The sequence below is a fragment of the Tahibacter amnicola genome (assembly GCF_025398735.1).
Taxonomy (GTDB): domain Bacteria; phylum Pseudomonadota; class Gammaproteobacteria; order Xanthomonadales; family Rhodanobacteraceae; genus Tahibacter; species Tahibacter amnicola.
Window position 1 is genome coordinate 5,967,622 of the sequence record NZ_CP104694.1, and the last position, 13,784, is coordinate 5,981,405.

Sequence of the window (13,784 nt, forward strand, 5' to 3'; positions counted from 1 at the left end):
TCGATTCCTTACGCTACGGCCGCGACGGCTTTCTGCGCCGCATCGTTGAGGTCAGTCGCCGGGGTGATCTTCAGGCCGCTGTTGGAAAGCAGTTCGCGACCCTTTTCCACATTGGTGCCTTCCAGGCGGACGACGACCGGGATCTTCACGCCCACTTCCTTCACCGCGGCGATGATGCCTTCGGCGATCATGTCGCAGCGGACGATGCCACCGAAGATGTTGACCAGGATGGCCTGCACCTTGTCGGAGGAGAGGATCAGCTTGAACGCTTCGGCGACGCGCTCCTTGGTGGCGCCGCCGCCGACGTCGAGGAAGTTCGCCGGCTCACCGCCGGCCAGCTTGATCACGTCCATCGTGGCCATGGCCAGGCCCGCGCCGTTGACCATGCAGCCGATGTTGCCGTCCATGGTGACGTAGTTGAGGTTGTGCTTCACCGCGACCGCTTCGGCGGCGTCTTCCTGCGACTCGTCGCGCATGGCGGCGAGCCTGGGATGACGGAACTCGGCGTTGTCGTCGGAATTGACCTTGCCGTCCAGCGCCATCAGGTCGCCCGAGCCGACGATGGCCAGCGGATTGAGCTCGACGAGGGCCAGATCCTGCTCGTTGAAGAGCTTGTACAGGCCCATCATCATCTTGGTGAGCTGGGTGACGTGCTTGGCCGACAGGCCCAGCGCGAAACCGAGCTTGCGGCACTGGTACGGCTGCAGGCCCTGGACGAAGTTGACGTCGAGGGTCTGGATGGCTTCCGGGGTTTCTTCGGCGACCTTTTCGATCTCGACGCCGCCCTCGGACGAGGCGATGAAGGTGACCGACTTGGTCGAGCGGTCCACCAGCACCGACAGGTAGAGTTCCTTGACGATGTCGTTGGCCTCGGAGACCAGCACCAGGTTCACCGGCAGCGCGCGACCGGCGGACTGGTAGGTCTCCATGTTGCGGCCGAGCATGCCGGCGGCCGCGGCCTTGACCTCGTCCAGCGACTTGCAGAATTTGACGCCACCGGCCTTGCCGCGGCCACCGGCGTGGATCTGAGCCTTGACCATCCATTGTTCGCCACCCAATGCCTTGGCGGCTTCGACAGCAGCGTCCGGCGTAGCGGCAACACGGCCGGCCGGGACGGCAATGCCGTACTCGGCGAACAATTCTTTGGCCTGGTACTCGTGGAAGTTCATGCGAACACCTTGCGGGAATGAAAACGGATCTTTGGGGCGGAGAGCCCGCCGCCGGCGCGGATGCGTCAGCCTTGGCGGCACTTTCCTTGACAGTTGGCGGCGCACGCGAACGGCGCCCCGGAGGCAGAATCGGCGCGTATTCTGGAGAAAGGGCCGGGCAAAGGAAAGTCTAGAATCGACGCGCCGGCGTCAGGGGCTGCATCTATTGACAGGATTCCAGCGAGGTCGTAAAGCATGATCAAGGGGCTATGCCGGGCAGCTGCCCACCATCAGGCGAGGCTTACTGCATGAGCACCGTCGCGCGACCGCGGGCACTGCTGTTTGCAGGCCAGGAAGGTACCGGGGAGACCGCCCGGCGCGAGCTGTACTTCTTCAATCTCTTCCGCATCCTCCAGGCCTGCGTCTACGCCGGACTGGCCTACAGCCCCCTGGCCGTCACCTGGGTCGACCTGCGCTACCCCGCCCTGGCACGCGCCAGCTCCCTGGCGTACCTGATCTTCGCGCTGGTGGCGTTCATGCAGACCGACACCTGGCTGCGCCGGGTGACCGTCAACGTGGCCCTGGCGCTGGTGCTGGATATCCTTGCCGCGGTCTGTGCGATCGCGAGCCTGCGCGAGACCCAGAGCGGCATCGCGATCCTGCTGATGTTCAATATCGGCGCCGGTGCCCTGCTCCTGCCAGCGCGGCTCGCCGGGTCGCTGGCCGTCTTCGGCGCCGTGGCACTGACGGTGCAGGCCTTCATCGTGGGCATGCTCGATCCCAAGTACGAGATCGGCCTGCTCGAATCCGCCCTCTTCGGAATGGCCTACCTGGCCTCGTACGGCATGTTCAGCGTGCTGGGCAAGCAGATGCGCGCCACCGAGGCGCTCGCCGAGCAGCGCGGAACGGACCTGGCCAACCTGTCCCAGGTCAACGACATGATCATCCGACGGATGAAGACCGGCGTCCTGGTGGTGGACGATGCCAACCGCATCCACCAGATCAACGAATCGGCCTGGATGCTGATCGGCAGCCCCCGCCCCGACCTGCGCGACCTGGGAACCGTGGCGCCGGAACTGTCGCGTCGCCTGTATCACTGGCGCACCACCGGCAAGTCCGACAGCAAATCCGTAGCGCTGGCCGAGGATGCCCCCGAAGTGGTTCCCCGCTTCACCCGGCTCTCGCCCAACGAGGCCACCAATGTGCTGATCTTCCTGGACGACACCTCGCTGGTGTCGCGGCGCGCCGAGGAGCTGACGCTGAGCTCGCTGGGGCGGCTCTCGGCCTCGATCGCCCACGAGATCCGCAATCCGCTGGCAGCCATCAGCTACTCGGCCCAGTTGCTGGCGGAGTCGGAGGAACTGGCCGAAGCCGATCAGCGCATGGTCGAGATCATCAACAACCACTGCGCCCGCGCCAATGATGTCGTGGAGAACATCCTCCAGCTGTCACGGCGCGAGCGTTCCCGACCGGAACTGGTCGACGTGAACGCCTGGGTCACCAGCTTCGTCGAGGAATACAAGGCCAGCAACGACCTGGGCATCGACCAGCTGCGCGCGGTGACGCAGCCGCGCCTCATCGATGGCCTGGTGGATCCGCAGCAGCTGCAGCAGGTGGTATGGAACCTGGTCCAGAACGCCATCCGCTATGGGCGGCTGCCCGGCGAACCAGCCCGCGTGGCGGTGATCGCGCGGATGCTCGGCGAGAAGGGTCCGCCAGTGGTGGAAGTGGTCGACCGCGGCCCCGGAATTCCGCAGAAAGTGGCCGCACAGATCTTCGAACCATTCTTCACGACACACGAGTACGGCACCGGTCTCGGCCTTTACCTGGCAAGGCAGCTGTGCGAGGCCAATCAGGCCGCGCTGGAGTACGTTCCGGTCGCCGGTGGCGGCAGCTGTTTCCGCATCACGCTGGTCACCCAGATAGCGCCAACCCCGTCAAGGACCTGATCCCGTACGCCTTTACCGTCTTGCGCCACGGGATTACCCTGGGCGCCGTACGGCGAGGGCCCAACGCAGGAATGTACCGACGATGAGCAAACAGACCGCCCTGGTGATCGATGACGAGCGCGACATCCGCGAGCTGCTCACGATCACACTGGGGCGAATGAACCTTGACGTCGATACGGTCGGCAGCGTCGGTGAAGCGCGCGAAATGCTCGCCCAGCGCAAATACGACCTGTGCTTCACTGATATGCGCCTGCCCGACGGTTCCGGGCAGGAAGTCATCGAGCTGATTGCGCGCCAGTATCCGGACACGCCGGTCGCGATGATCACGGCCTACGGCAATGTCGATGCCGCCGTCACCGCGCTCAAGGCCGGCGCCTTCGATTTCGTCTCCAAGCCCGTGGACCTGGCCATGCTGCGGCGCCTGGTCCAGACCGCCCTGCGGTTGTCGGAAGAACGTCGCGCCGGCGCTGTAGCCGTCGACGGCAAGCTCGTGGGCGACTCACCCGCGATGCAGCAGGTCCGCGCCACGATCTCCAAGCTGGCCCGAAGCCAGGCCCCCGTCTACATCAGCGGCGAGTCGGGCGTGGGCAAGGAACTGGTGGCCCGCCAGATCCATGAGCAAGGGCCGCGCGCCAGCGGGCCGTTCGTACCCGTGAACTGTGGTGCTATTCCGTCGGAATTGATGGAAAGCGAGTTCTTCGGCCACAAGAAGGGCAGCTTCACCGGCGCCCATGCCGACAAGGACGGCCTGTTCCAGGCCGCGCACGGCGGCACGCTGTTCCTGGACGAAGTGGCCGAACTGCCGTTGCACATGCAGGTAAAACTGTTGCGCGTGATCCAGGAAAAATCCGTCCGTGCCATCGGCGGACGCACCGAACTGGCGATTGATGTCCGCATTCTCTCGGCGACGCACAAGAACCTCGCCAAGCTCGTCGAACAGGGCTATTTCCGCCAGGATCTCTACTACCGCATCAACGTGATCGAGCTGCGCGTTCCGCCACTGCGCGAGCGCAAGGAAGACGTCCCCAAGCTGGTTGGTCGCGTGCTCGAACGGCTCGCCGCCGACTCCGGATCCGCCCCCGCGCGCCTGAAGCCCGAAGCGCTCAAGTGCCTCCTCGAGTACGACTTTCCCGGCAATGTGCGCGAACTGGAAAATGTGCTCGAGCGCGCCGTGGCCCTGTGCGAGGGCAACAACGTTGATGTGGACGACCTGGGATTGAGCCGCCCCGCTCCGGGCGAGCCCATGACCCAGCGCGCCGATCACGGACGCGAGACCCGCAGCCCGGATGTCCCCCGGACCGCCGAGCCGGTGCCGGCCTACGCGGAAACGGCGATTCCCCCGCCGACGCCCGGTATCGGAATGCCCGCCGACCTTGCAAAGGCCATTGCAGACACCGAGCGCGCCGCCATCATGAAGGCGCTTGAAGCGACGCGGTGGAATCGCACGGCGGCCGCCAAGCAGCTCGGCCTGACCCTGCGCCAGTTGCGGTACCGACTGGAGCGCCTGGGAATCGAATAGTCCACCCCGTCTGCTCGATCGCTGGGATGCCCGTGACTACACCCAAACCGGTTTCACGCTGGAAAGCGGCGTCGATTCACCTGTTGCTGAGCGCCATGCTCGCCCTGTCAGCATGGCTGCTGATCTTCAAGCTCTGGTTTCCACCGCCCTATTTTCATGCCTCGGGCGGAGACCGGCTCATTGTCCTTCTGGTCGGCATTGACCTGGTGGTCGGCCCGCTTCTGACCTTGATCATCTTCGTCCAGGGCAAGCGCGGCCTGAAATTCGACCTCGCCTTCATCGGCGTCGTACAGGTGGCCGCGCTGATCTACGGTGTTTCGGTAATTACGCAGTCCCGGCCGGTGTTCATCGTGTTCGTGGTGGATCGCTTCAACGTCGTCCCGGCCCATTACCTGGACGAGGAGGATCTGGCGCGCGGAAAGGCACCGGAGTTCCGCTCAGCCTCATGGACCGGCCCGCGCCTGGTCGCAGCGCCTATGCCCACGGATCCAAAACTGCGCACGGCCGTGCTCGATTCCTCGCTGCGGGGCAAGGACCTGGAACAGATGCCCGAGTACTACGTCGATATCGCACGCGAACGGAACACCATCATCGATCGCAGCAAGCCGCTGGACGAACTGGTGGCGCGCAATCCGGCACGCAACGCCCCCATCGTCGACGAAGCGGTACGCCAGTCCGGACTGGAACGATCGGATGTGGGATGGCTGCCGCTGGTGGCCATGCGCAGCGACATGGCCATGCTCATCAATCGCCGCACCGGCGAAACGATCGGTGCGATCGACGTGGACCCCTGGGAGAAACCGCCCGCGGCGCCGGAAAAGTAGGCGGGCTCGCCGCCGCCGGCGGAGTAATCCGGCCCCGCGAACTCCGGCGCGAAGCGCCAACCGGCGCCGGTATGCCCCTTCCGGAATCCGCTGTCACTGGCGCTCCCCCGCCGAGGAATGCGCGCACCTAGGGATCCTGTCCCAGCGTGACAGACTTGGCCGCAAGCCTCGCGCGCGCGCCCTGTGCATCGGCCGACTGCGCCGTCAACGCCGACCATCGGGCATAAACGGACGCGGCCCGTTCCGGCTCGCTATTGGCCACCAGCAGATCGGCCCAGAGCAATACCGGGTCCGGCAGTCCCGATTGCGCGGCACGCTCGGCACTCGCAACCGCGTCAGACAAGCGCCCGGTGCGTGCCAGCGCCAGCGCCAGGTTGTAATGGATCACGTAGCGGCCGGCGGGTTGCCGGGCGACCGCTTCCTGGTAGTGCGTCACGGCGAGCGCCGGCGAGTCCTGCAGGAGAGCGATATAGCCCAGCAGTTCGTGCGCGTCCCCGGGCTGGTGCTCCAGGCCGCGGCTCGCCCAGTCCCGTGCCAACTGCACCTGGCCAATGGTCGCGTAGCCCCAGGCAATCCGATGCCAATCGACCACCGGACGCGGTGCAAAGGCCGCCAGGTACCAGGACGAAGCGCCGAGAAGCGCGGCAGCGGCGCCCAGGGTCACCGTCACACCGACGCGCGCCGACGCGAAGGCCTGCCACATCGCGTTCACCCAGACGCCTGCGCCAATGCACAGCACCGGCACGGCGAGGAACCGGAAGCGGGATTCGGCGTAGAACACCACGAATGTGGCCAGGCTGAATCCGAACCAGAACAGCAGGGGCCAGGCCCGCGCATCGCGCCATGCCAGCAGCAGGCCAGGCAGTCCCAACGCGATCAGTACACCAAATGGCAGGGGCAGCACGCGCAGCAAGGGGGAGAACAGCTGCTCGTCGACAATCGAGCGGTTGTTGCCGAATTCCGGGTACGCGAGGAACTCCCCCGTTTTCCGCAGCAGATTCCGCGCCGTCAGGCCCGGATGCGCCTGTACGTAATCCAGCGCCTGCGCGCTCCAGTACCGGCTCACCGCGACCGGGGTCAGTTCGTGCCCCACGCGCCGGACCGCCTCATCCCGATAGCCGCGCCACATATCGGATGGACTGGCGTATGCCACGAAATCCGGCAACACCGAATGGCCCTGCGGATTTTCCGCATTGTAGGCGTGGTGCAGCACGGCGCCGCCGTTGGTCGGCAAGGGCGTCCACTCGCCCGAGGTCACGCCGTTGCGCGAGGCCAGCAGGAATATCGACACCGCAAACCCCGCCGCGATCGACGTGGCCAAGCGGGCGCTGGCCCGCCACCGGCCACTGCCGGGTGACTGGCGCCATTGCAGCAATGGCAGCAGCACGACTGCCATGATTCCTGCCAGCACAAGATTGCTGCGCAGCGCCACTCCCAAACCGCAATAGAGGCCAAAGGCGACACCCCGCCCGATGGAAGGGGTCGCCCATACGCGCCGCCCCCACCACAGCCAGATCACGATGTAGAGCACCACCCATACTTCGCGCAGCAGCGTCGCGCTGTAGAAGATCGCTGTCGCACACAGGCCGTACAGGACTACCGCGACAATCCCGGTGGTCCGGTTTCCAAGGTCCCGCGCGATCGCGAAGAGAACGCCCGCCGTGGCGGTATCCGCCACGACCTGCGCCAGCAGCAGGGGAAAGATACCGCCGGACAGCGCCACCGACGCGGCGATCAGGTAGGCGTACAGCGGGTCCATGAACAAGTACTCGCCGGCGAGCACGTTGCCGCCGGCAAGCAGCTGTTGCGCATACTCCAGGTAATACGACTCGTCGCTGCCCAGGCGGAACATCGTCGGACTGCGCACGGCGAATGACAGGTGCACCAGCCGAAGCACAAACACGCCCGCCAGCAGCAGGCGCAGCAACGCCCCGTCAGAAAGCCGGGGCGTTGCGGGACGCGGTGCCGTCACCGCCGGATCGCCGCCCGACGGCAGCGGACCGTCGATCTCACCTGGCATCCGACGGACGCTGCGCGTCGGCGAATGCACGCATGTGAATCATCTGCAGGGAGTCATCGCGCCTGGGCAACGGCACCGAGTGGAACTGGGCAGCAATCTCGCCCGCATTGGCGTACTTGCCTTGCGCAATGGCACTGAGCACGGCAGCCCGCAGGAGATATCCGGCGGAGCGCGCCGACAGGACCTTCTGCGAATCCGTCAGGAGCGCGATGGCCCTGTCGCTGGTCGTCACCCAGTCGCGGGCGCCCAGTGCTTCTGCAAATTCCAGCACCTGGACAATTTCCGGTTTCAATGCAGCACAGCGCGGCAAGGTCGCTTCGGTCCACAGACCTGCAAGCTGGTCGCGTCGCTGCAGCGACACCGTGCGCGCGGCCAGGCCAAGGATTGCATCAATCGAGGCCGCTGTCGGAATACCCTCGGCGCAACGCGAGATTGAATCGCGCAGCAGCGAAATATAGACCATGTCCTCGGGCGCCAGCTCCACCGACGGCTTGTTGCGCAAGGCCTGAACGACGCCCCCCGCACGTTCGACGGCCTGGCCAGCGGCGAACGTCACCGCGGAAGTCACCACACTGGGATTGCGTTCCGTGTCGCCAAACACTTCCAGCAGCGGCAGGTCGGCTGTCGGCAGCTCATGCAGGTAGGAGGCCGAAGCATGCAGGAAGCGCGCACGCGGCGCCTGCAGCGAGACCACCGGGTAGAAATCTGAATTGCGCGTCCGATTGATTGCCTTGAAAAGCGGATCGAGCGTCGCCTTGGTGCCGATGCGGCGCATGACCACATCTTCCTTTTTCCAGATTGCGATGTTTTCCAGACGTTCCTTCAGCAGCGGATCGTCGATGGATGCCTCTCCGAGCGGTCCGAGCTTGTGGTCCGCGGCGGCAGCAATGACCAGGTCGCCGGTTCCGCTCAGGTAGACGACGTAATCCATGAACGAATCGGACAATGCATTGACCATTGTCGCAATCAACGTTTCATCGATTTCGTACAACTGGATCCACTGTACGAACAATCCGCCCTTCTTCAGGTGGCGCGGCACGAAGCGGTAGAACTCTGTACTGAACAGGTTCGCCACACCGGCCACCCACGGATTGGAGGGCTCCGACACGATGATGTCGTACTGGCTCCGATGGGAGGCAAAAAACGTCTTCGCATCTTCGATGTAGATCGTCGAGCGCTTGTCGGTGTAGGCGCGCGCGTTCACGGCGCCGTAGGCCTTGGCGCCCTCCACCATCGCCGGCTCGATCTCGATCGTGTCCACCCGCTGGACGCGCGTATCGCCCAGCAAAGTATGGATCGTGTAGCCCGAACCAAAGCCGATGTTCGCGATTTCCTTCGGATCCGGGTGCATCCGCAAAGGCAGCAGGGCGACGATGGCCATGGTGGCTTCGTCCAGCGTCGGCTGGCCACCCGGCTTCACCTGAATCGCGGCGTCAGGCTTGCCGTTGGTCACGATGCTGCGCGAGCCGCTGGGAAACTGCAGCACGCCAATGCTGGCGGACTTGCCGTCCTTATAGAAGAGAACTTCCGATTCCGCGTCGTGCCGGGCCTTGCCGGTGCGGAACACGCCGGCTGTCATCGCGGCGGGGTCGAACCGCGCCAGCTGCAGCGTCAATGCCACGGGAATCAGCAGCAACGCCGCCTGCAGCAGGGGATAGCGCGCGGGTCCTGTCCGCGCGTGATAGAGCAACGCAGCGCCCAGCAGCAGATCCAGCGCAGCGGCCAGAACCATCATCAACTTCAGACCCATGAGCGGCAGCGCCACGTGCACGCAGAAGAACACGCCCGCGATCGCGCCCAGCGTATTCCAGGCATACACGCGCCCCACGACCGGTTCCCCGCCACCGCGGCGGATCAGTGCCAGCGTGAAGAGCGGCAGCGTCATACCGGCAAAGAACGCCGCCGGCGCCATCAGCAGGATGGCCACGGCCGCGCTGGTGAGGTTGTACAGCGTGTACGCCTCGCCGGTGCGCGCGATCGCTGCCATCGCCCATTCCATCCAGTTGAAGGAGCGGTCGTAAAGCAACAGGCTGACCAGGGCAGCCAACCCCATGCCGACCTGCACGATTCCGCCCACACGCACCGGATTGGCGTAGCCGTCGATGCGACGACGGATCCACAGCCCACCAAACGCCAGGCCGCCAATGAAACTGGCAAGCATCAGTTCGAAGGCGTGCACCGTCGAACCCAAGGCCAGGGCGAGCATGCGCACCCAGCCGATCTCGTACATGAAGGAACTCGCGCCGGTCACCGCAGCGGCGATGAGCAGCAGGCGTTCGCCGGTGACCGGCGCCGACGTGGTCGTCGAGTGTTCACTGCGATCGGCCACTGGTTCGTGTTGCTTTGAGAGGATGAAGGCAAGCAGGCCCACGATCACGTTGATGATCGCGCCTACGCGCATCGCACCTGGCAGCCCCACGGCGGGCACCAGCACGAAGGTGGCCAGCAGCGCGCCGACGGCTGCGCCGATGCTGTTGGCGAAATACAGCCCACTCAGGATAGAGCCGCTGCCCCCGCCGCCACGGCGAATCACCGCGTTGCTCATCAGGGGGAATGTCGTACCCAGCAGGGCCGCTTGCGGCAGGATCAACAGGGCGCCGGACAACCACTTGAAGCCGATCGTGCCCCACCCGATCGGAAGATTCGGCAGCGCAACATCCTGCGCAAACTCCGTGACACTGCCGAACACGAAATGAAACACCGCGGCCGCTACACCGATAATGATCTCGATGATCGCGTACGCACGCAGGAGATTGGTCCATTGGCGGGGATTGCGGCTGACGTACCACGCGCCCAACGCCATGCCGCCCATGAAAATGGCCAGGACCAGACTCTGCGCGTAGGCCGCGTGGCCCAGATAGAGCCCCAGGTACTGCGACCACACGGACTGGTAAATCAGCCCGGAGCAACCTGACAAAGTAAACAAAACCAGGGCGAACAAGGCCGTCGCGTGGTTGTACCGATTGTCTCGCATGAATTTCCCCAACCCCCTCTATAAACGCACTGTAATGCGGCTATTTTGCGTAGCCGGCGTGGCCGCACTGCGCCTGTCGCCGCAAATACACCGTACGGCGCCATTGCCGCACCCCCGCTCCCCCATGGCACGAATTCTGCTCCGTGGGGGCAAGTCTCGGATGGGGGCAGTCATGAAACGCCGCAGCAACGAAGGATTCACCCTGATCGAATTGATGATCGTCGTCGCGATCATCGCCATCCTGGCCGCTATCGCTATTCCAGCGTACACCGACTATACGATTCGCGCCCAGATCTCCGACGGCATCAGTTTGTCCACGGGCGCGAAGGCCGCAGTCTGGGATTACATGTCCAACCGTGGAACGCTGCCCCCTGATAATCCTGCAGCAGGCCTTCCCGCTGCTGCTGACATCAAGAGCAAATACGTCAGCAGCGTCGAAGTCAGCAACGGGACGATCGAGGTGACGTTTTCGGCGACAGGCGGATTCAAGGCCAACGCCGCGATCGACGCCGAGGTGCTCGCACTCTCTCCGGTAACTGCGCCCGGTAGCATTTCCTGGTCCTGCGACGCGGCCGCCGGCACGACGATTCCAGCACGGTATTTGCCTGCAGGGTGCCGGTGACCGTGACACAACTGGTCACGATCTGACACGCAATGAGTGCCTGGAACAGTGCCTGTAAATGGCGTCCAGGCAGCCCCGTCCGCACTGCAACGTACGTCACATTTTCACTTCGCCCCGGAACCGAATTCGTGGCATGGAACGTGCTAACCTGTATTCGGGTTCTGGAATTGTCCGCCAACCGACCTGTTCGGCGGATGCCTTGATAGCCAGGATCCTCGGGGCAAACCGCGTCTGGTCATTGATTCAAATCTGAGGAAACTTTATGAACATCAAGCAGACCCAAGGCTTCACGTTGATCGAACTGATGATCGTCGTCGCGATCATCGCCATTCTGGCGGCCATCGCTATTCCGGCCTACCAGGACTACACCATCCGCTCGCAGGTTTCCGAAGGTTCCAGCCTGGCTGACGGCGCCAAGACCGCCGTTGCCGAATACAAGGCCAACACCGGCACGTGGCCGGCCAACAACGTTGCTGCCGGTATGGCCGCCGCTGGCGACATCAAGGGCAAGTACGTTTCCTCGGTCGACGCTTCGGGCGGCAAGATCGTTGCCCTGTTCTCCGGCACCAAGGCTCACGCCAACATCACCGGCAAGAACCTCACCTTCTCGCCGATCAGCAACGTGGGCTCCATCGACTGGCGCTGCTACCCCGCCGCCGGTACCGACGTTGATCCGAAGTACCTCCCGGCCAGCTGCCGTCCGTAATACGGTCTGAGCACTGCTGAAAGGCTGCCGATTCGTCGGCAGCCTTTTTTATGCGCCGATTTCTACCGTCATTCGCCTATCTCGCACTCCTGATCCCGCTTGCCTGGGCCGCCTATGCGCCCGGACTGAGCGGCGACTTCCTGTTTGACGATTTCGTCAACCTGTCGGCCCTGTCCGCCAACGGGCGTGTCGACAACTGGCCCGCGTTCTGGCGCTACATCACGTCGGGGATTGCCGATCCGACAGGTCGTCCGCTGTCGTTGCTGAGCTTCCTCATCGACGCGCAAACCTGGCCTGCCGATCCTTACCCGTTCAAGCGCACGAATCTCCTTCTGCACCTCTTCAATGGTGCGCTGCTGTTTGCGCTGCTGTCCCGGATCGGCGCGATTCGCGGCATGCCCGCCGGCCGCCACCGGACCGCGGCGGCGATTGCCGCGGGATGCTGGCTGCTGCACCCGCTGCTGGTGTCGACGACGCTCTACGTGGTGCAGCGCGAAGCCATGCTGCCGGCCACCTTTACCCTGCTCGGGCTGCTGGCCTACGTGCACGGCGATCATCAGGTCAGTCTCGGGCACGTGCGCCGGGGCCTGCTGTGGATTGCCGGCGGCATCGGCCTTGGCACGTTCCTCGCGGTGCTATGCAAGGCCAACGGCGCGCTGTTGCCACTCCTGGCGCTTGCCCTTCGCTTCACCCTGCTGGAGCACCGCGAAGCGGTTTCCAATCCCGTCGCACGCCGGCGTGCGGACTGGATTTTCCTCATCCTGCCGTCGCTGGGACTTGTGGCGCTGCTGCTTGCACAAATTCCCTCGGCAATACGCATCGCCGAATCGGTTCGCCCGTGGTCGATGGATGAGCGCCTGCTCACCGAATGTCGCATCCTGTTTGATTACCTGGCAAAGCTCGTGGTGCCGCGGCCGTTCACGGCCGGTCTCTACAACGACGACATCCTCGTATCCACCGGCTGGACAACACCGTGGCAGACGTTACCCGCGGTTGCCGGCATCGTCGGCCTGATCGGCGGGGCCATCTACGCGCGAAAGACGTATCCGGCACTTGCTGGCGCCGTGCTCTTCTTCTTTGCCGGTCACGCGATGGAATCGTCGGTGCTGGCCCTGGAGCTGTATTTCGAGCACCGCAACTATCTCTCGGCGCTGCTGCTGTTCTGGCCATTGGCCTGCCTGCTCACCGAACCGTCCCGCTGGTGGGGCCGCGGCGCCTGGTTCGCACTACCCCTGCTGGCGATGCTGGCGTGGATGACGCACGAACGGGCGACGCTGTGGGGTAATCCCCGCGAGCAGGTGCTGGTCTGGGCCAGGCTCAATCCGGATTCGCCACGCGCCCAGGTGACAGCCGCCATCGTCGAGATGAAACGTCATCGCTATGAGCTCGCCGAAGCGCGCCTTTCGAAGGTGATGCAGAAATATCCCGACGATCCGCAGATCCTGTTCAATCTGGTGGGCGCGCGGTGTGGACTGGGTACGGTGGCACCTTCGGATATCGACGCCGCCGCGCGCGCCGTTGCACGCACCAAGACCAGCACCATGATGACGTTCCATTGGATCGAAAGCATGGTTTCCGTGGCGACATCCGGACAATGCGCCGGCCTCGACCTGGCGGTCCTCACGCGACTGGTCGAGGCCTCGCGCCAGAACCCGCGCGTGATGGCGGTAGCGGGACGCCGCCAGGAGCTCCACTATCTCGACGCACGCATCGCCCTGGGCAATGGCGACGGCGACGCCGCGCTGGCCTCGTTCAATGCCGCACTCGACGAGGATTTTCGCCTGGAGGTCGCCATCAAGCAGGCCGCCCTGCTGGGCGAAGCCGGTTTTCCCGACCAGGGCCTGGCGCACCTCGCCCACTACGACAAAGGGCCCCGAACGCCACCCAGGCAGCGAATGCTCATGGCGCGCATCCATGCATGGGTGCTGGAACGCCAGGGCTATCTCACCGGCGAGCTGGCACGTATTCGCGCCACGCTTGAGCAGGACAGCATCGCCAAAGCGAAACATCCTGCCACCTGAT

General features: G+C 64.5%; 9 protein-coding genes. 6 read left to right on the forward strand and 3 right to left on the reverse strand.

Annotated elements, in window-relative coordinates:
- Positions 1–8: 8 nt before the first annotated feature.
- Positions 9–1,169 carry an ADP-forming succinate--CoA ligase subunit beta gene (sucC, locus tag N4264_RS23590; protein WP_261694660.1) on the reverse strand — a complete coding sequence of 387 codons (1,161 nt, stop codon included), beginning with the start codon at positions 1,167–1,169 and terminating at the stop codon, positions 9–11.
- 287 nt (positions 1,170–1,456) lie between these two features.
- On the opposite strand from sucC, the gene N4264_RS23595 reads away from it, so the two are divergent.
- The 3 genes from N4264_RS23595 to tfpZ all read left to right on the forward strand — a co-directional run bounded on the left by N4264_RS23595 (position 1,457) and on the right by tfpZ (position 5,440).
- A complete protein-coding gene (locus tag N4264_RS23595) occupies positions 1,457–3,097 on the forward strand; it encodes an ATP-binding protein (RefSeq protein ID WP_261694661.1) in 1,641 nt (546 codons plus the stop codon).
- 82 nt (positions 3,098–3,179) lie between these two features.
- Positions 3,180–4,616 (forward strand): sigma-54-dependent transcriptional regulator, encoded by a 1,437-nt coding sequence (locus N4264_RS23600; protein WP_261694662.1) that lies wholly within the window; start codon positions 3,180–3,182, stop codon positions 4,614–4,616.
- A gap of 32 nt (positions 4,617–4,648) precedes the next feature.
- Complete coding sequence (gene tfpZ / locus N4264_RS23605) at positions 4,649–5,440, forward strand: TfpX/TfpZ family type IV pilin accessory protein (protein WP_261694663.1); 792 nt, start codon at positions 4,649–4,651, stop codon at positions 5,438–5,440.
- A gap of 127 nt (positions 5,441–5,567) precedes the next feature.
- Here the strand turns inward: tfpZ and N4264_RS23610 are convergent, their stop codons facing one another.
- Together N4264_RS23610 and N4264_RS23615 are read right to left on the reverse strand one after the other, a co-directional pair.
- Complete coding sequence (locus N4264_RS23610; protein ID WP_261694664.1) at positions 5,568–7,460, reverse strand: glycosyltransferase family 39 protein; 1,893 nt, start codon at positions 7,458–7,460, stop codon at positions 5,568–5,570.
- Positions 7,450–10,434, reverse strand: a complete 2,985-nt coding sequence (locus tag N4264_RS23615; protein WP_261694665.1) for a spermine/spermidine synthase domain-containing protein — start codon at positions 10,432–10,434, stop codon at positions 7,450–7,452. The genes N4264_RS23610 and N4264_RS23615 overlap by 11 nt, the downstream gene beginning before the upstream one ends.
- A gap of 172 nt (positions 10,435–10,606) precedes the next feature.
- On the opposite strand from N4264_RS23615, the gene N4264_RS23620 reads away from it, so the two are divergent.
- The 3 genes from N4264_RS23620 to N4264_RS23630 all read left to right on the forward strand — a co-directional run bounded on the left by N4264_RS23620 (position 10,607) and on the right by N4264_RS23630 (position 13,783).
- Entirely contained in the window at positions 10,607–11,056 is a 450-nt protein-coding gene (locus tag N4264_RS23620) for a pilin (protein ID WP_261694666.1), read from the forward strand.
- Between the two features lie 262 nt (positions 11,057–11,318).
- A complete protein-coding gene (locus N4264_RS23625) occupies positions 11,319–11,762 on the forward strand; it encodes a pilin (protein WP_282563020.1) in 444 nt (147 codons plus the stop codon).
- 50 nt (positions 11,763–11,812) lie between these two features.
- Positions 11,813–13,783, forward strand: coding sequence for a tetratricopeptide repeat protein (locus N4264_RS23630; protein ID WP_261694667.1), 1,971 nt, complete (start codon positions 11,813–11,815; stop codon positions 13,781–13,783).
- The last annotated feature ends 1 nt before the right edge of the window (position 13,784 follow it).